Here is a 16,830-nt window from a genome sequence, read left to right on the forward strand (position 1 = left end):
GCCCGGCCATGCGCAACATCTCCTCCTGGTCGATCCGCAACCCGGTCGCGCCGCTGGTCGCCTTCTTCATGCTCACGCTCGCCGGCGTGATCAGCTTCATCACCATGGACATCAACGACAATCCCGATGTCAGCTTCCCCGTCGCCTCGGTCGTCGTCAGCCAGCCCGGTGCCGCCCCCAGCGAGCTTGAAACCCAGGTCACCCAGCGCGTCGAAGCGGCCTTGCGCGGCATCCAGGGCGTCGAGGAAATCTCCTCCTTCGTCCTTGAAGGCTCCAGCCGCACCATGGTCCAGTTCGCCATCGGCACGCCGGTCGATCGCGGCGTCAACGATGTCCGTGATGCCATCGCCAATATCCGCTCGGATCTCCCCGCCGGCATCCTCCAGCCACAGGTGAGCCGGGTCGACATCGCCGGCGGCCCGATCGCCTATTTCTCCGTTGAAGCCGTGGACATGACCCTTGAAGAGCTGAGCTGGTTCGTCGACGATACCGTCGCCAAGCGCCTGCTCAACATCCCCGGCATGGCCGCGGTCCGCCGCGGCGGCGGCGTCGACCGTGAAATCCGCGTCATCCTCGATCCCGGCCGCATGCAGAGCTACGGCATCACCGCCGCCCAAGTGAACGAGCAGCTCCGCCGCACCAACGTCAACGCCGCCGGCGGCCGCGCCGAGATTGCGGGCTCCGAACAGTCCGTCCGCGTCATCGGCAATGCCGCCAACGCCATCGAGCTCGGCGAAACCCAGATTTCACTCAGCGGCGGCCGCCGCATCCGCCTCGCCGACATCGCCGAGGTCAAGGATCTCTACGCCGAGCAGCGCAGCTTCTCCAAGATGAACGGCCGTCAGGTCGTCTCGGTCGCGCTGGAAAAGTCCAAGGGCTCGTCCGACGTCACCGTCTATGACGAAGCCGTCAAGGTGATGGCCGAAATCGCCGCCGAAAATCCCAAGGTCCACTTCACCCAGCTCTACACTTCGGTCAACTACACCAAGAATCAATACAAGAGCGCCGTGATGGCGATGGTCGAAGGTGCCATCCTCGCCGTCATCGTCGTCTTCCTCTTCCTCAAGGACTGGCGGGCCACCATCATCTCGGCGCTCGCCATCCCGCTCTCCGCCATCCCCGCCTTCTGGTTCATGGACCTGCTCGGCTTCTCGCTCAACTCGCTAAGCCTGCTCGCGCTCAGCCTCGTCGCCGGCGTCCTCGTCGATGATGCCATCGTCGAGATCGAGAACATCGTCCGCCACATGCGCATGGGCAAGTCCGCCTATCAGGCCTCGATCGACGCCGCCGACGAGATCGGCCTCGCCGTCGTCGCCACCACCATGTCGATCGTCGCCGTTTTTCTCCCCGTCGGCCTGATGCCCGGCATCTCCGGCGAATTCTTCAAGAATTTCGGCTTCACCGTCGTCGTCTCGGTGCTCATGAGCCTGGCCGTCGCCCGCCTCATCACGCCCATGCTCGCCGCCTATTTCCTCAAGACCAGCGGCGCCATGGATCATGGCAACGCGCCCTGGGTCGGCCATTACATGAAGGCGCTGCGCTGGTCGCTCGACAACCGCTGGAAGACCGTCGGCATCGGCGGCCTCGCGCTCGTCGCCACCGTCATCTCCTTTGCCACCCTGCCGCTCACCTTCCAGCCACGCATCGACAGCGAGTTCAGCCAGGTCAAGATCGAGCTGCCGCCCGGCAGCACCCTCGATCAGACCGAGGCTGTCGTCGATCAGGCCAGCGCCGTCCTCGCCGATCACCCCATCGTCGAAGCCGCCTTCTCCGAAATCGAGGTCGGCACCGCCAAAATCTACCTCACCCTGTCAAAGGACCGCACCATCAAGAGTGTCGAGTTCGAGCAGGAAATGGCGCCCAAAATCGCTCGTATCCCCGATGCCCGCATCAATTTCGAAGCGCAGGACGCTGGCGGTCAAGCCGGCCGTGATCTGCAGGTCGTCATCGCCGGCTCCGATCCCGTGCTCCTCGAAAAGACCGCCTATCAGATCCTCGACCAGATGCGCGGCCTGCCCGAGCTGCGCCAGCCCCGTATCGAAGGCGACGCCAACCGCCCCGAAATCACCATCCGCCCGCGCTTCGATGTCGCCGCTGAAATGGGCGTGACCACCGCTGCGCTCTCCGAGACCATCCGCATCGCCACGCTGGGTGACATCGACCAGAATGTCGCCAAATTCTCGCTCGCCGACCGCCAGATCCCCATCCGCGTCGCGCTCGCCGAGGCCTCGCGCAAGAATCTCGCCACCATCGAAAACCTCCCCGTCCCCACCGCCATGGGCGGCTCGGTGCCGCTCAAGGTTGTCGCCGATGTCAGCTTCGGCGTCGGCACCACCGAAATCCGCCGCCTCAACCAGCAGCGCCGCATCCTCATCGGCGCCGACCTCGCCCCCGGCCTCGTCACCAGCGACGGCAATCGCGCCATCAACGCCCTGCCGGCCATGCAAAGCCTCCCCGCCGGCATCGAGCAGGTCGCCTTCGGCATGCAGAAATGGCAGGGCGAACTCGTCGTCAACTTCATCTTCGCCGTCATCGCCGGCATCGTGCTCGTCTTCGCCGTGCTGGTGCTGCTCTACAAGCGCGTGCTCCCGCCCTTCGTCAACATGGGCTCGCTCGTCCTCGCGCCGCTCGGCGGCGGCATCGCCCTTCACCTCACCGGCAATGCCGTCTCCATGCCGGTCTTCATCGGCCTCTTGATGCTGCTCGGCATCGTCGCCAAAAACTCCATCCTCCTCGTCGACATGGCGATCGAGGAAATGAGCAAGGGCGTCGAACGCACCGCCGCCATCCTCGAAGCCGGCCACAAGCGCGTCCAGCCCATCGTCATGACCACCGTCGCCATGGTCGCGGGCATGATGCCCATCGCGCTGTCGCTGTCCGGTGACGGCTCGTTCCGCGCGCCCATGGGCGTCGTCGTCATCGGCGGCCTCATCATGTCCACCGCGCTCACGCTGGTCATCGTGCCGGCAATGTTCAGCCTCGCCATCGGTGCAGAAGAATGGCTTGGCCCGCGCCTCAAGCGCTGGTTCACCAACAACGAAGGCCCTGCTACCATGCCGCCACCGGTCGAAGGCACAAGGCCGACGCCGGCGGAGTAAAGCTGGCCCTGAAACGCTTCAAACCCTTCGCGCTCCCCGCCACGCCCTTCCACCGCATGCGCCTCGCAGCGACGCTCATGCTCGTCGCCATGGCCGCGCTATTCCTTGCCACCCTCCATTTGGGCAATATCCACCCCGCCATCCCATGGGCCCGCGCCTTCGCCGAAGCCGCCATGGTTGGCGGCCTGGCTGACTGGTTCGCCGTCACCGCGCTCTTCCGCCACCCGCTCGGCCTGCCCATCCCCCACACCGCCATCATCCCCGCCAACAAGGACCGGATCGGCGAAAGCCTCGCCACCTTCCTCAAGGACAATTTCCTCACCCCCAGCGTCGTCGCCCGCCAGCTCGAAAGCGTCGATATCGCCGGCAGCGCCGCCCGCTGGCTGACCAGCCCCGCCAAAACCGACACCACCAGCCGCAGCCCCATCGGCCCCCTCATCGCCCAGCTCCTCGCGCTTCTCGATGAACCCCGCATCACCGACATGGTCCGCACCGCCGCCACCGACCGCATGCGCGCCATGGCGCTCGCCCCCATCGTCGCCGACGCCGTCGACACCACCCTCGCCAAACGCCGCCACGAGCCCCTGCTCGACGCCGCCCTCAACTGGGCGCTCGCCACCCTCGATGATCAGCAATCCACCATCCGCGCCATGGTCAAGGATCGCACCAACTGGCTACTCCGCGCCGTCAGCATCGACAGCCGCGTCTCCGAACAACTGATCAGCGGCATCCGCACCCTGCTCTACGAAATCCAGCAGGACCCCGACCACCACCTGCGCGCAAAGCTCGAAACCGCACTCAAGAACTGGGCCTTCGACCTGCGCCACTTCCCCGAAGCCCAGGCCCCCGTCGAAGCCTTCAAGACAGACCTCATCGACAATCCCGCCCTCGCCGGCTGGATCGCCAGCCTGTGGGACAGCGCCCGCACCGGCCTCGTCAAACGCCTCACCGCCCCCACCCCCGCCAACACCCCCGACACGCTGGCCTCCGCACTCACCGCCATCGGCCAGCGCCTCGAAACCGACACCGCACTCCGCCAGACCCTCAACCGCCAGCTCCGCCGCCTCATCGTCGGCATCGCCCAGCGCTACGGCACCGACATCGTCGCGCTCGTCTCCAACACCATCAGCAAATGGGACGCCACCACCGTCACCGAAAAACTCGAAACCGCCGTCGGCCGCGACCTCCAGTTCATCCGCATCAACGGCACCCTCATCGGCGGCACCATCGGCCTCGCCATCCACGCCGCAGGGCGGTTCCTTTAAGGTTCAAGGGCCTCCGGCGGGTGAGAAGGGCCTCCGGCGGCTGGGGCCTCAGGCCCCAGACCCCAATAGTTGGAACCGCCCAAAAAAGTCCCGTCGCCCCGGACTTGATCCGGGGCCTAAGCGACTCCGCTCCCCCCAAGCCCAGCGCCGCAGGCTATCAATGCGCGTTCCACGCCAGCGCTACAATCCGAAGTCTTGTCCCAAAAAAACAAATGGGGTCTGGGGCCTAAGGCCCCAGCCGCCGGAGGCCCTTCATGCCCCCCAAAAAACCCCTTCAGCGCAGCGCCGCCACCGCCCGCTGGATCCGCCCGCAGGCGTCTTCCAGCACTGCGTCCGAGGTGGCGTAGCTGATGCGGAAGGCGGGTGAGAGGCCAAAGGCTGCACCGTGCACCACGGCCACCCCTTCGGCGTCGAGCAGATAGGCGGCCACATCCTCGTCGCTGGTCAGAATGTTGCCCGAGGGCGTGGTCTTGCCCAGCAGTCCGGCGCAATCGGGATAGACGTAAAAGGCGCCTTCCGGTGTCGGGCAGCGCAGCCCCGGCGTGTCGTTGAGCATCTTCACGACGAGGTCGCGCCGCTTGACGAAGGCGGCGTTGCGGTCGGCGAGGAACGACTGGTCGCCGTTCAGCGCCGCCACGGTCGCTGCCATGCTCACCGAGCAGGGGTTGCTGGTCGATTGCGACTGGAGCTTGGCCATCGCCTTGATCAGCCAGGCCGGCCCGCCGGCATAGCCGATCCGCCAGCCGGTCATCGCATAGGCCTTGGACGCGCCGTTCATGGTCAGGGTCCGGTCCAGCAGCTTCGGCTCCACCTGGGCGAGCGTGGCGAACTGGAAATCATCATAGACGATATGCTCATAGATATCGTCGGCGAGGATCATGACATGCGGGTGCCGCAGCAGCACCTCGGCCAGCGCCGCCACCTCGGCCTTCGAATAGGCAGCGCCGGTGGGGTTGGAGGGCGAGTTGAAGATCAACCACTTGGTGCGCGGCGTGATCGCGGCCTCCAGCTGTTCAGGGCGCAGCTTGAATTCCTGCTCCACCGGGCACGGCACAACCACCGGCATGGCACCGGCCAGCATCACGATATCGGGATAGCTCACCCAATAGGGCGCCGGGATCACCACCTCGTCACCCACATCGAGCGTCGCCAGCATCGCATTGAAGATGGTGTGCTTGCCGCCGGAATTGACCGTGATCTGGTCCAGCCCATAGTCCAGCCCATTGTCACGCCGAAACTTCGCGGCAATCGCCTTCTTCAGCGCCGGCGTGCCGTCCACGGCGGTATATTTGGTATCGCCCGCCCGGATGGCGGCAATCGCCGCCTCCTTGACAAAGTCCGGCGTGTCAAAATCCGGCTCGCCCGCGCCCAGGCCGATGATGTCGCGCCCCGCCGCCTTCAGTTCGGCCGCCTTGTTGGTCACGGCAATCGTCGGGCTCGGCTTGATCCGCTGGATGGCTGAAGAAAGCATGGTCACGCGCAGGTCCTCCCTATGGGCCTGCGTCCTTAGCCAGCCAGACGCGCCCGCATCAAGCCCCGCAGCGCATTGCCGATGAAAAACCCAGCCTCAAGGTCGGATATCCGCAGCAAAGCCTCCTCGGCGCGCCCCTCGGCCAGCAGCCGCGCCCGCAAAATGCCCGGCAAAAGCCCCAGCGCCAGCGGCGGCGTCAGCAACACGCCCCCGCGCGGCACGAACAGCGAGGTGAAGCTGCCCTCGGTCAAAAGCCCGTCGGGCCGCACCAACAGCGCCTCAAAGGCCCCGCTCACACGCCGCGCCGTATCATAAAAGCCCCGGTCGCTGCTCTTGTGGCGCAGCCGCCAATCGTCCGCATCCACCGGCAGCGGCACCACCGCCACCGCCACCGGCGCCACAGGTGCGGCCGGCAATGCCGATCGCTGCACCGCCATCGCGCCTGAAGGCGCCAAAAGCAGCCGCAGCCGCCCCTCGCCCACAGCTGCTTCCCGCACCAGCCGCCGCGCCTCGCCCACATCAAAGGCCAGCCCCAGGAAGTCCGCGCTCGCCCCCATCCGCGCCAGATGCGCCTCAAGGTCCGGCACGTCGCCGCACGCCAGCCGCATCGTCTCGATCAGGTCAGGCGGCCCTGCGCGCCGCAGATAGGCCGCCTTGTCGAGACACTCCTGCCATTCCGCCGCCGCCGCGCTGTCCGCCACAATGCCCGAGCCCAGCCCCAGCCGCGCGCCGCGCGCACCCGCCGCCATCACCAGCGTGCGAATGGCGACATTGAACACCGCGTCGCCGTTCGCCCTGACCGCCCCAATGCTCCCGGTATAGACCCCGCGCGGCCGCGCCTCCACCTGCGCAATCACCTCCATCGCCCTGATCTTCGGCGCGCCGGTCACCGATCCACAGGGAAACAGCGCCGCCAGCACATCCGCCGCGCCCAGCCCTGCCTTCAGCTTCGCCGTCACCGTCGAGGTCATCTGCAACACGGTCGGATAGCGCTCCACTTCAAACAGCTCCGGCACCGCCACCTCGGTGCCCACCCGCGACAGATCGTTCCTGAGCAGGTCGACGATCATCAGAATTCTCCGCCCGGTTCTTCGGGTCCGCCGCCAGCGCGGCTGCACGCGCCGAATCCTCGGCCGCCGTCGGCCCGCGCGGGGCCGTGCCCTTCATCGGCCGCGCCGTCAGCCGCCCGTCCTCCAGCCGGAAGAACAGCTCGGGCGAAAAGCTCAAGAGCCAGTGCCGCCCGGTAAACACCACCGCACCGTAAGGCGCCCGGCTGCCCGCGCGCAGCGCCGCGTAAAGCGCCAGCGGATCGCCGCCCGTCTCAACCTGCGCGGCAAAGGTCAGGTTCGCCTGATAGATGTCCCCCGCCGCAATCAGCCCCTGCACCCGCGCCACCGCCGCTTCATGGTCCGCCGCCCCCCAGCCCGGCACGAGCGCCCCCAGCCGCGCCGGCCCCGCGCCCGGCAGCAGCGCCGCCGCGTCCACCGCGCCCACGTCAGCAAAACGCCCGAACCACAAGAGCGGCTCGCCCGGCGGCGGCGCACGCGGCGCCAGCTTCGGCTCCAGCGCATGGCCCGCCTCATAGCCCAGAAACCCAGCAAAGTCGCCGCCACGCAGCCGGGCCAGAGCACCAGCCACCTCGCCCGGCGCCTCGCAAGTCACCGTCTCCAAAAGTCCCGAAAACAGCGTCGCCCGGCCCTCGGCCACATCATCAAGCAAAACAAAGGGCCGCGACACATCGATCACGGCCAAGCGCATAGCCGCCCCCTTCCCGCCGCGCCACCCAGCCGCTACATCATGCCCCATGAACAGCCCCAAACCCCCGCTTCAGGCCGTCATCATCCCGGTCACACCCCTCCAGCAGAATTGCACCCTGCTCTGGTGCACCAACACCATGCGCGGCGCCTTCGTCGATCCCGGCGACGAGCTCGAACGGCTGATGGCCGTCGCCGATCAGCACGGCGTCACCATCGAGAAGCTGCTCGTCACCCACGGACATCTCGATCATTGCGGCCGCACCGGCGTCCTTGCCGAGCGTCTCGGCGTGCCCATCGAAGGCCCGCATCCCGATGACAAGTTCTGGATCGACATGGCCCCGCAGGCCGGCGCCCAATATGGCATGGTCGGCGCCGCCCCCTTCACCCCCGATCGCTGGCTCCATCACGGCGACAAGGTCCATGTCGGCGATCTCGTGCTCGACGTCTATCACTGCCCCGGCCACACGCCCGGCCATGTCGTCTTCCACCACGCGCCCTCAAAGCTCGCCATCGTCGGTGATGTGCTGTTCCAGGGCTCGATCGGCCGCACCGACTTTCCGCGCGGCAATCACGCCGATCTCATCCGCGCCATCACCACCCACCTCTGGCCCTTGGGCGGTGACACCGCCTTCGTCCCCGGCCATGGCCCGATGAGCACCTTTGCCGCCGAGCGCCGCTCAAACGCCTACGTCGCCAATTCCGTTCTGGCTCAATAGCCGGCTGCGTTCACCAGCGCCCAGCCCGATAGCCCGACCAGCGCCGCCCAGGTCCCCAGCGTGCCCAGCGCCCTGAGCGCGTTGGGGGAAGGCCGGGCCATGCCCAGCGCATGCATCACCCGCACCACCGGCAGCGCCACGGCCACCCCCAACAGCAGCGGCGGCGTCGCCCGCAGGCTCAGCTCGATCGCCAGAATCAGCACCAGCAAAATCGGCACATATTCGGCAAAATTGGCATGCGCCCGAATGCGCGAGAGCAACAACGCATCACCGCCATCGCCGATCATCACCTTGGCCGACGCCCGCACCTGCACCACCCGCCACGAAAGCCACATGAACACCAGCCCGCTCAGCCCGGCGGCGGTCAGCGTCGCCTGCACGTCAGCGGCTCGCCAGCAGCTGCGGCGCGTGCTTCTGCATCAGCTTGTACGAGCGGTCATACCATTTCGAAGAGGGATAGTTGGCGCTCAACACCGCCGCCGCCTTCATCGCTTCTTCCGGAATCCCCAGCAACAAATAGCTTTCCACCAGCCGGTGCAGCGCCTCGGGCGTATGGCTGGTCGTGTCAAACTGGTCGATCACGGTGCGAAAGCGGATGGTCGCCGCCAGATGCAGCCCGCGCGTCTGATAGAAGCGCCCGATCTCCATCTCCTTGCCCGCCAGATGGTCGCGCGCCAGATCGACCTTCAGCCGCGCGTCGGCGGCATAATCGGTGTTGGGATAGCGGCGGATCAGCTCGCCCAGCGCATCAAGCGCCTGCTGGGTGATCTGCTGGTCGCGCTCCACGCCGGTAATCTGCTCATAATAGCTCACCGCGATCATGTAATAGGCATAGGGCGCCTCGCGTGAGCCGGGGTGCAGCGACAAGAACCGCTGCGCCGAGCCGATCGCCTCGCCATATTGCCCGGCCACATAATAGGAAAAGCTGCTCATCAGCTGCGCGCGCCGCGCCCACACCGAATAGGGGTGCTGCCGCTCCACCTCGTCAAACATGGCGCCGGCCAGCTTGTAGTTGCGTTTGTCGAGCGTATCCTTCGCCACATTATAGAGCGTCTCGACATCGCGGGCGATATAGGCCTGCTCCTTCTTGCCCTTGTTCGAAGCACAACCCGTCAAGACAAGCCCGGCGGCCAGCACAGACACAAGAACGCGAAGCGAAATTCTTTTCATCCCCCTCCTCTAGCGCAAGCCACCGCCGCGAGAAAGGCCCCGAAACGACCAGGCCCCCGCCGTCTCCCAAGGCCCCCCCGCATAATGCCAGAGCCTCAGCCCCGCCACACGCGGCGCCACCGGCGCGCGCTCCCCCGCCAGCGCCGCCAGCGTGGCCCGCGCCGCAGACCGGCCCACCTTGTTCTGCACCGTCACATGCAGCCACGCCCCCGCCCGGTCCTGCGCCCCCATCACCAGCCACAGCGCCTCGGCCAGCTCGTCCCGCAGCCCCTCCAGCGCCCGGCAATCCACCCGCATCGCCACGGCAAAATGCCCGCCGCTGTCCCGCATCTCCCAGCCGCGAAAATCCGCCGCCATCGCCCCGAATTCCCCCGCCGCCCGCGCCAGGAGCCGCGACACCTCGCCGAGCGCGCTGCCCGGCAGCCCATGAAACAGCGTCAGATGCGCCGGCACCAGATTGCGCTCAGGCGGATAATGCGCCCGCCGCAGCCCCTCCAGCCAGCCCTGCGCGCCGGCGTCGAACACGGCCGAAACGATCAGCGGCCGCGTATCAGAGATCTTGAGGCCGCCGGCGGATGACAAGGTTGCGGATCTCCGTCATGTCTTCCATCGCAAAGCGCACGCCCTCGCGCCCCAGCCCGGAATCCTTCACGCCGCCATAAGGCATGTTGTCGACCCGGTAGGACGGCACATCATTGATCACCACCCCGCCTACATCGAGCACATCCCAGGCCTTGAGCATATGAAACAGGTCGCGCGTGAAAATCCCCGCCTGCAGGCCGAACTTTGAATCGTTCACCGTCGCCAGTGCCGCATCAAAATCATCAAAGCGGCTCACACACGCCACCGGCCCAAAGGCCTCCTCGGTGTTCAGCTTCGCCTCGCGCGGCACACCCTCCAGCAGCGTCGCCTCCAGCATCGCGCCCTCGCGCGCGCCGCCACACAGTAGCGTGGCGCCCGCCGCCACCGCCTCGCCGATCCAGCCATCGAGGCGCGCGGCCTCCTTCACATCGATCATCGGCCCCACAAAGGTCGCCTCATCGGCCGGGTTGCCGGCAATCAGCGTCTTCGTCTTGGCCACCAGCTTGCCGACAAAGGCATCATAGACATCGCCGTGCACCAAAATCCGCTGCACCCCGATGCAAGACTGGCCCGACTGGTAGAAAGCGCCAAACACCGTGCGCTCCACCGCATCGTCAAGGTCGGCATCCCGGTCGATGATCACCGCCGCATTGCCGCCCAGCTCCAGCACCACCTTCTTCTTCCCCGCCCGCGCCTTCAGATCCCAGCCCACATCAGGCGAGCCGGTGAAAGACAGCAGCTTCAGCCGCTGGTCAGTCGTGAACAAATCAGCCCCCGAGCGGTGCGCCGGCAAAATCGAAAAGGCGCCCGCCGGCAGGTCGGTCTCGGCCAGCACCTCGCCAATGATGATGGCGCCCAAGGGCGTCCGGCTCGCCGGCTTCATCACAAAGGGGCAGCCCACGGCAAGGGCCGGCGCAATCTTGTGCGCCGCAAGGTTCAAGGGAAAATTGAACGGCGACACAAAGCTGCACGGCCCGATGGGCACGCGCTTCCACATCCCCTGATAGCCCCGCGCCCGCGCACTGATATCAAGCGGCTGCACCTCGCCCGTCATCCGCACCGCCTCCTCGGCAGCAATGCGGAAGGTGTCGATCAGCCGCCCCACTTCGCCGCGCGCATCCCTGATCGGCTTGCCCGCCTCGATGCACAGCGCATGCGCCAGCTCCTCGAAGCGCTCGGTAAAGCGCGCCACACAGTGCGCCAGCACCGCCTGCCGCTCGTAGGCCGCCATCCGCGCCATCGGCTCGGCCGCCGCCACAGCAGCTGCAATCCCCCGGTCGATGGTCGCCGCATCCGCCAGCGCCACCCGCGTCGCCGGCTCGCCCGTATATTTGTCGGTCACCACCAGGTCGGCGTTCGGCATCTCGGCCTTGTTCGCCACATAAAGCGGATAGGTCTCGCGCAAGCCCGTCATGATCATTCCCCCCAAAAGCTGCTCAAACCTTCAGCACAACCTTGCCGGTCGCCTTGCGGTCCATCATCCACCGGATCGCCGCCGGCCCCTCGTCCAGGCTGAAATGCCGTGACACATGCGGCTTCAGCCTGCCCGCCTTGTACCAGTCCAGAAGCTTGGCCATGTTCGCCCGGTGCACATCCGGCTCGGCCTGGGTAAAGGCCCCCCAAAACACACCGACGATGCTCGCCCCCTTGATCAGCGGCAAGTTGAGCGGCAACGACGGGATCGCCCCGCCAGCAAAGCCCACCACCAGATAGCGCCCGTTCCAGGCGATGCCGCGAAACGCCGGCTCGGCAAAACGGTCGCCCACCGGATCATAAACCACATCCACCCCGCGCCCGCCGGTCAGCTCCTTCACCCGCGCCTTCAGGTCCTCGCGCGCATAGTTGATCGTCTCGTCCGCGCCATAGTCGCGGGTCAGCGCCAGCTTCTCGTCCGATGAGGCGGCAGCAATCACCTTCGCCCCCATCAGCTTGCCCAGTTCCACCGCCGTCAGCCCCACGCCGCCGGCAGCACCCAGCACCAGCATCGTCTCACCCGGCTGCAACTGCGCGCGCTGCTTCAGCGCATGGTGCGAGGTGCCATAGGTCATGGTGAAACCGGCGGCCACATCGGCCGGCATCCCGTCCGGCACCGGCACCACCTGCGCCCGGTTGGCAATGACAGCCTCGGCAAAACAGCCATTGCCCGTCATCGCCACCACCCGGTCGCCCGGCTTCAGGTCGCTCACCCCCTCGCCCACCGCGTCAATCACGCCGGCGGCCTCGCCGCCCGGCACAAAGGGCAGCGCCGGCTTGAACTGATAGAGATTCTGGATGATCAGCGTGTCGGGAAAATTGACGCCCGCCGCCTCCACCCTGATCCGGACCTGCCCGCGCCCCGGCACCGGCGTGTCGATCTCCTTCACCACCAGCTTTTCGGGCATCCCATGCTCGACACAAACCACCGCCTTCACGCGTCTCTCCCCATTTTTTCTTCAGCCTCGCAGCATAGCCGACCGCCCCCGCCTGTCCACCTTCGCGTCAGGCCGCTTCGCCCAATATCTCGCCCAGCAGCGCAAACTCCTCGGCCCGCGGCGAGCCGCTGCGCCACGCCAGCGCAATGGTGCGCGCCGCATCGCCCTCCAGCGGCCGCGCCACCAGCCCGCTCCCCTCCAAAATCCCGTCATCAATCGCCATCTTCGGCACCAGCGTCTGCCCCAGCCGCCCCGCCACCATCTGCACCAGCGTCACCAGCGACGTCCCCCGATGCCCAGGGTCCGCGCGCAGCTCGGGCCGCCCGCACGCCGCCAGCGCCTGGTCCTTCAGGCAATGCCCGTCCTCCAGCAGCAAGAGGTCGCTGTCCGAAATCGAATCCGGCGCCACCGAAGGCGTCGGGTCGCGCCGGTCGTCAGGATGAAACACCAGATAAAAGGGGTCCTCAAACAGCGCCTTGCTCTCCACCGTCCCACAGTCCCAGGGCAGCGCCAGCAACACCGCATCCAGCTGCCCGCGCGCCAGCGCCTCGCACACGACATGGCTCATCGCCTCGCGCAGATACAGCTTCAGCTCCGGATAGCGCTGGCGCAGCCGCGGCAACACCCGGGGCAGCAGATAGGGCGCAATCGTCGGAATCACGCCAAGCCGCAGCTCGCCCGACAGCGGCTTGCCCGCCGCCCGCGTCAGCCCGGCCAGCGCATCGGCCTCGCGCAACACATCATAGGCCTTGGCCACCACCCGCTCGCCCAGCGGCGTGAAGCGCACCACCCGCCGGTTGCGCTCCACCAGCTGCACACCCAGCAGCGTCTCCAGCTCGCGAAGCCCGGCCGAAAGCGTGCTCTGCGTGACAAAACACGCCTCCGCCGCATGGCCGAAATGCCCATGAATATGCAGCGCCGTCAGATATTGCAGCTGCTTCAGCGTCGGCAGAAACGTCATTGATAAACTCGATTTGTCACACTCAAATTATCGATTGGATTTGTAGCCCAGCCTCCGGCATCCAGCAATGGCGATAACGCGCAACCCCGAATCGAACCGAGGAGAATTCCCATGGCTCTCACCGTTGGTGATACCGTCCCGTCCTTCAGCATCCCCGTCCAGCAGGGCATCGCGGCGCTGCCCGCCGGTGAAACCCTCGACATCACCACCGCCTATCCCGGCAAGTGGAAGGTGCTCTTCTACTGGCCCAAGGACTTCACCTTCGTCTGCCCCACCGAGATCATCGGCTACGGCGACCTCAAGGGTGATTTCGAAGACCGTGACGCCGTCCTGATCGGCGCCTCGACCGACACCGACTTCGTCCACTTCGCCTGGCGCAAGTCCGACGAGCGTCTCGCCGCCGCCGACTTCCCCTGGCTCGCTGACAATTCGAAGCAGCTCGCCGACGCGCTCGGCATCATCGTCGCCGAAGCCGGCGTTGCGCTGCGCGCCACCTTCATCATCGATCCCGACAATGTCATCCAGCATGTCACGATCAACGGCCTCAACGTCGGCCGCAACCCGGCAGAAACGCTGCGCATCCTCGATGCGCTGCAGACCGACGAACTTTGCCCCTGCAACTGGAGCGAAGGTCAGGACGTTCTGAAGCCGGCGGCTTGACGGCTGGCGGCAAGCGCAGCTTGCCGCCAAACTCGTCAAAAGCCGGACGACGGGGCGGCTGGCCCTTCGCCAGCCGAACCCGTTCGACGAGGGGCGCGGGCTTTGCCCGCGCCCTTTTTTGAAGCCCCCTCGCCCCTTTTCAGGAAAGGCCCCCCATGCTCTTCTCCGAACTCGCCAAGACCCTCCCCGATTACGCCAAGGACCTGCGCCTCAACGTCTCCAGCCTGATCAACGAGCAGTTGCTCTCCGACCAGCAGAAATGGGGCACCTTCGTCGCCTGCGCGCACGCCACCGGCCACAAGCCGCTGATCGACGCCGTCGAAGCCGAAGCGCAAGACAAGATCACCCCCGAAGCCATGAACGCCGCCCGTGCGGCCGCCAGCATCATGGCGATGAACAACGTCTATTACCGCTTCACCCACCTCGCCAGCCGCGAGGAATATCGCACCATGCCGGCCCGCCTGCGCATGAACGTCATCGGCTCGCCCGGCATCGAAAAGGCCGATTTCGAGCTGTTCAGCCTCGCCGTCTCGGCCATCAACGGCTGCGGCATGTGCATCGACAGCCATGACAAGGTGCTCGCCACCCACGGCGTCCCGGCGGAAAAGATCCACACCTCCGCGCGCATCGCCGCCGTCGTCCAGGCCGTCGCCCGCACGCTCCAGGGCATGTAAGGCCGTCGCCAGTCGCGCCGCCGCCCGGCGCCCCCCTAGCGCCGGGCGGCAAACAGGCCTATCTTGGGTGCAAGGCAGAGGCCAAATCCTCTGCGGAGAGCAGTCATGGCGCTCATTGCCTATCTCGATTCGGTCAAGTCGCGCGATCCCGCCCCGCGCTCCCGCTGGGAGGTGCTCACCTACCCCGGCGTGCTCGCGCTCGGCTTCCACCGCATCGCCCATGCCCTGTTCGGCCTGCGCCTCTATCTGCTGGCGCGCATCATCAACCATGTCTCGCGCGCCTTGACCGCCATCGACATCCACCCCGGCGCCCGCATCGGCCGCAACTTCTTCATCGATCATGGCTTCGTCGTCATTGGCGAAACCGCGGTCATCGGAGACAATGTGACCATCTACCAGTGCGTCACATTGGGCGGCACCGATCCCGCCGGCGGCGTCGCCGGCAAGCGCCACCCCACTTTGCAAGACGGCGTCATCATCGGCTCGGGCGCGCAGGTGCTCGGCCCTATCACGGTGGGCGCCCGCGCCCGCGTCGGCGCCAATGCCGTCGTCACCCGCGATGTGGCGGCCGGCGCCACCATGGTCGGCATCCCGGCCCGCGCCATCCCGGTCGAAGCCGAGGTCAAGGCCAAGGACTTCATGCCCTATGGCACGCCGTGCGCGCAGAAGTTCGATCCCGAAACCCAGAAGATCGAACTGCTGCGCTGCGAGATGGAGGTGCTCCGCGCCCGCCTCGATGCGCTCACCGCCGAAAAGAGCGACACCGACCAGCGGAAGGCCGGCTGAGCCTTGGCCAACATCACGGCGCTACCTCTCGGCTCCCCCTCGCAAGTCGGCTTCACCCGCCCCGAGCTGGACCGCATCCTCTCGCTCTATGGCCGCATGGTCGCCGCCGGCCTGTGGAAGGATTACGCCCTCCACATGGGTGAAAAACACGCCAGCTTCTCCGGCTTCCGCCGTGCGGCTGAAAATCCCGAAGCCCGTATCGTCAAGGATCCGGCGCTGCGCAACCGGCAGGGCGAATGGATCCTCTACGGCGAAGGCGGCGTCGTCCTCAAGCGCGGCCATGAGCTCGCCAGCGTGCTCGCCCCGCTCGAACGCCGCCTGCTGAAAGCGGTGGACTAAGCCCCACCCAGCGCAACCGCGCCCTGCGCCGCACCCGTATCGGGCACGGTCTCGCCGGTGCGGTCGCTGATCTCGTCAAAGCGCGCCGCAATCGTCTCGGCGGTCATGTCCTCCGGCGCCACATGAATGCCCCGCGTCAGCGTCACATGCGCCCGCTCGAAGCCGCCGCCACCGGCGTTGATGATCGCATTGGTCGGCGCGTCCTCGCTCACCAGATAGACCGCCGCCGGCACCACCGTCTCCGGCCCGATCTTCGCCAAAAGCTCGGCCGGCATCAGGTCCTCGGTCATCCGCGTCGCCGCCAGCGGTGCAATGGTGTTCACGCGCACATTATACTTGGCGCCCTCCAGCGCCAGAGTCTTCATCAGCCCAACCAGCGCCATCTTCGCCGCCCCATAATTGGCCTGGCCAAAATTGCCGTAAAGCCCGGTCGAGGAGGTCGTCATCAAAATGCGCCCATAGCCCTGCTCGCGCATCAGCTCCCACACCGCCTTGGTGCAGATCGCCGAGCCCATCAGATGCACATCAAGCACCTGGCGAAAATCATCGAGCGTCATCTTCACAAAGGTCTTGTCGCGCAAAATGCCGGCGTTGTTGATCAAGATGTCGATCCGCCCCCAGCGCTCCTTGACAAAGGCCACCATCTTCTCGACCGCGGCCGCATCGGTCACGCTCGCGCCATTGGCCATCGCCTCGCCGCCCGCCGCCTCGATCTCGTCCACCACCGATTGCGCGGCCGAAAGCGAGCTGCCGGTGCCGTCGCGCGAACCGCCCAGATCGTTGATCACCACCTTGGCCCCGCGCCGCGCCAGCTCCAGCGCATAGGCCCGGCCCAGCCCGCCACCGGCCCCGGTGACAATGGCAACCCGATTTTCAAAGCTGATGGTCATGAAACGAAAACGCCCCTGTTGAACAAGCAGCGCTGTCTATCCCAAGCCGC

Annotated in this window: 15 protein-coding genes and 1 pseudogene; 7 read left to right on the plus strand and 9 right to left on the minus strand. The window is 66.6% G+C overall.

Features of this window, described 5'->3' with window-relative positions; genetic code table 11:
* Positions 1 to 8 precede the first annotated feature (8 nt).
* Both ACMVO5_RS05155 and ACMVO5_RS05160 read left to right on the plus strand, forming a co-directional pair.
* Positions 9 to 3,098, plus strand: a complete 3,090-nt coding sequence (locus ACMVO5_RS05155; RefSeq protein ID WP_416909002.1) for an efflux RND transporter permease subunit — start codon at positions 9 to 11, stop codon at positions 3,096 to 3,098.
* A 56-nt stretch (positions 3,099 to 3,154) separates the two neighbouring features.
* Positions 3,155 to 4,363: a DUF445 domain-containing protein gene (locus tag ACMVO5_RS05160; RefSeq protein WP_416909003.1), complete on the plus strand. Its 1,209-nt coding sequence runs from the start codon at positions 3,155 to 3,157 to the stop codon at positions 4,361 to 4,363.
* 274 nt (positions 4,364 to 4,637) lie between these two features.
* On the opposite strand, the gene ACMVO5_RS05165 is transcribed toward ACMVO5_RS05160, so the two are convergent.
* Complete coding sequence (locus tag ACMVO5_RS05165) at positions 4,638 to 5,834, minus strand: pyridoxal phosphate-dependent aminotransferase (RefSeq protein ID WP_416909304.1); 1,197 nt, start codon at positions 5,832 to 5,834, stop codon at positions 4,638 to 4,640.
* Between the two features lie 35 nt (positions 5,835 to 5,869).
* A pseudogene (pabB, locus tag ACMVO5_RS05170) lies at positions 5,870 to 7,592 on the minus strand (aminodeoxychorismate synthase component I).
* Positions 7,593 to 7,638: 46 nt separating this feature from the next.
* Here pabB and ACMVO5_RS05175 point away from each other — a divergent pair.
* Positions 7,639 to 8,307: an MBL fold metallo-hydrolase gene (locus tag ACMVO5_RS05175; protein WP_416909004.1), complete on the plus strand. Its 669-nt coding sequence runs from the start codon at positions 7,639 to 7,641 to the stop codon at positions 8,305 to 8,307.
* Here ACMVO5_RS05175 and ACMVO5_RS05180 read toward each other — a convergent pair.
* The 6 genes from ACMVO5_RS05180 to ACMVO5_RS05205 form a co-directional block, all read right to left on the minus strand.
* On the minus strand, positions 8,301 to 8,687 hold the full coding sequence (locus ACMVO5_RS05180) for an MAPEG family protein (protein ID WP_416909005.1): 387 nt from the start codon (positions 8,685 to 8,687) through the stop codon (positions 8,301 to 8,303). The genes ACMVO5_RS05175 and ACMVO5_RS05180 overlap by 7 nt on opposite strands.
* A 1-nt stretch (position 8,688) precedes the next feature.
* Complete coding sequence (locus tag ACMVO5_RS05185; protein ID WP_416909006.1) at positions 8,689 to 9,477, minus strand: outer membrane protein assembly factor BamD; 789 nt, start codon at positions 9,475 to 9,477, stop codon at positions 8,689 to 8,691.
* A gap of 9 nt (positions 9,478 to 9,486) precedes the next feature.
* Positions 9,487 to 10,059: a 2'-5' RNA ligase family protein gene (locus ACMVO5_RS05190; RefSeq protein ID WP_416909007.1), complete on the minus strand. Its 573-nt coding sequence runs from the start codon at positions 10,057 to 10,059 to the stop codon at positions 9,487 to 9,489.
* The gene (locus ACMVO5_RS05195; protein ID WP_416909008.1) at positions 10,028 to 11,473 is read right to left on the minus strand and encodes an aldehyde dehydrogenase family protein; all 1,446 of its coding nucleotides are present in this window, start codon (positions 11,471 to 11,473) and stop codon (positions 10,028 to 10,030) included. Before ACMVO5_RS05195 ends, ACMVO5_RS05190 begins: the two co-directional genes overlap by 32 nt.
* Positions 11,474 to 11,495: 22 nt before the next feature.
* Positions 11,496 to 12,470 carry an NADPH:quinone oxidoreductase family protein gene (locus ACMVO5_RS05200; RefSeq protein WP_416909009.1) on the minus strand — a complete coding sequence of 325 codons (975 nt, stop codon included), beginning with the start codon at positions 12,468 to 12,470 and terminating at the stop codon, positions 11,496 to 11,498.
* Positions 12,471 to 12,537: 67 nt separating this feature from the next.
* Positions 12,538 to 13,431, minus strand: coding sequence for a LysR substrate-binding domain-containing protein (locus ACMVO5_RS05205; protein ID WP_416909010.1), 894 nt, complete (start codon positions 13,429 to 13,431; stop codon positions 12,538 to 12,540).
* A 111-nt stretch (positions 13,432 to 13,542) separates the two neighbouring features.
* Here ACMVO5_RS05205 and ACMVO5_RS05210 point away from each other — a divergent pair, with 111 nt between their 5' ends.
* From ACMVO5_RS05210 to ACMVO5_RS05225, 4 genes are all read left to right on the plus strand, one after another.
* The gene (locus ACMVO5_RS05210) at positions 13,543 to 14,091 is read left to right on the plus strand and encodes a peroxiredoxin (RefSeq protein ID WP_416909011.1); all 549 of its coding nucleotides are present in this window, start codon (positions 13,543 to 13,545) and stop codon (positions 14,089 to 14,091) included.
* A gap of 155 nt (positions 14,092 to 14,246) precedes the next feature.
* Positions 14,247 to 14,765 carry a carboxymuconolactone decarboxylase family protein gene (locus tag ACMVO5_RS05215; RefSeq protein WP_416909012.1) on the plus strand — a complete coding sequence of 173 codons (519 nt, stop codon included), beginning with the start codon at positions 14,247 to 14,249 and terminating at the stop codon, positions 14,763 to 14,765.
* 105 nt (positions 14,766 to 14,870) lie between these two features.
* Positions 14,871 to 15,551, plus strand: coding sequence for a serine O-acetyltransferase EpsC (gene epsC, locus ACMVO5_RS05220; protein ID WP_416909013.1), 681 nt, complete (start codon positions 14,871 to 14,873; stop codon positions 15,549 to 15,551).
* Positions 15,552 to 15,554: 3 nt separating this feature from the next.
* A complete protein-coding gene (locus ACMVO5_RS05225; protein ID WP_416909014.1) occupies positions 15,555 to 15,890 on the plus strand; it encodes a DUF2794 domain-containing protein in 336 nt (111 codons plus the stop codon).
* On the opposite strand, the gene ACMVO5_RS05230 is transcribed toward ACMVO5_RS05225, so the two are convergent.
* Positions 15,887 to 16,780 (minus strand): SDR family NAD(P)-dependent oxidoreductase, encoded by an 894-nt coding sequence (locus tag ACMVO5_RS05230; RefSeq protein ID WP_416909015.1) that lies wholly within the window; start codon positions 16,778 to 16,780, stop codon positions 15,887 to 15,889. The two genes, ACMVO5_RS05225 and ACMVO5_RS05230, sit on opposite strands and share 4 nt — an antisense overlap.
* Positions 16,781 to 16,830: the final 50 nt, after the last annotated feature.

It is taken from the genome of Polymorphobacter sp. (assembly GCF_048007885.1).
Lineage (GTDB): Bacteria > Pseudomonadota > Alphaproteobacteria > Sphingomonadales > Sphingomonadaceae > Sandarakinorhabdus.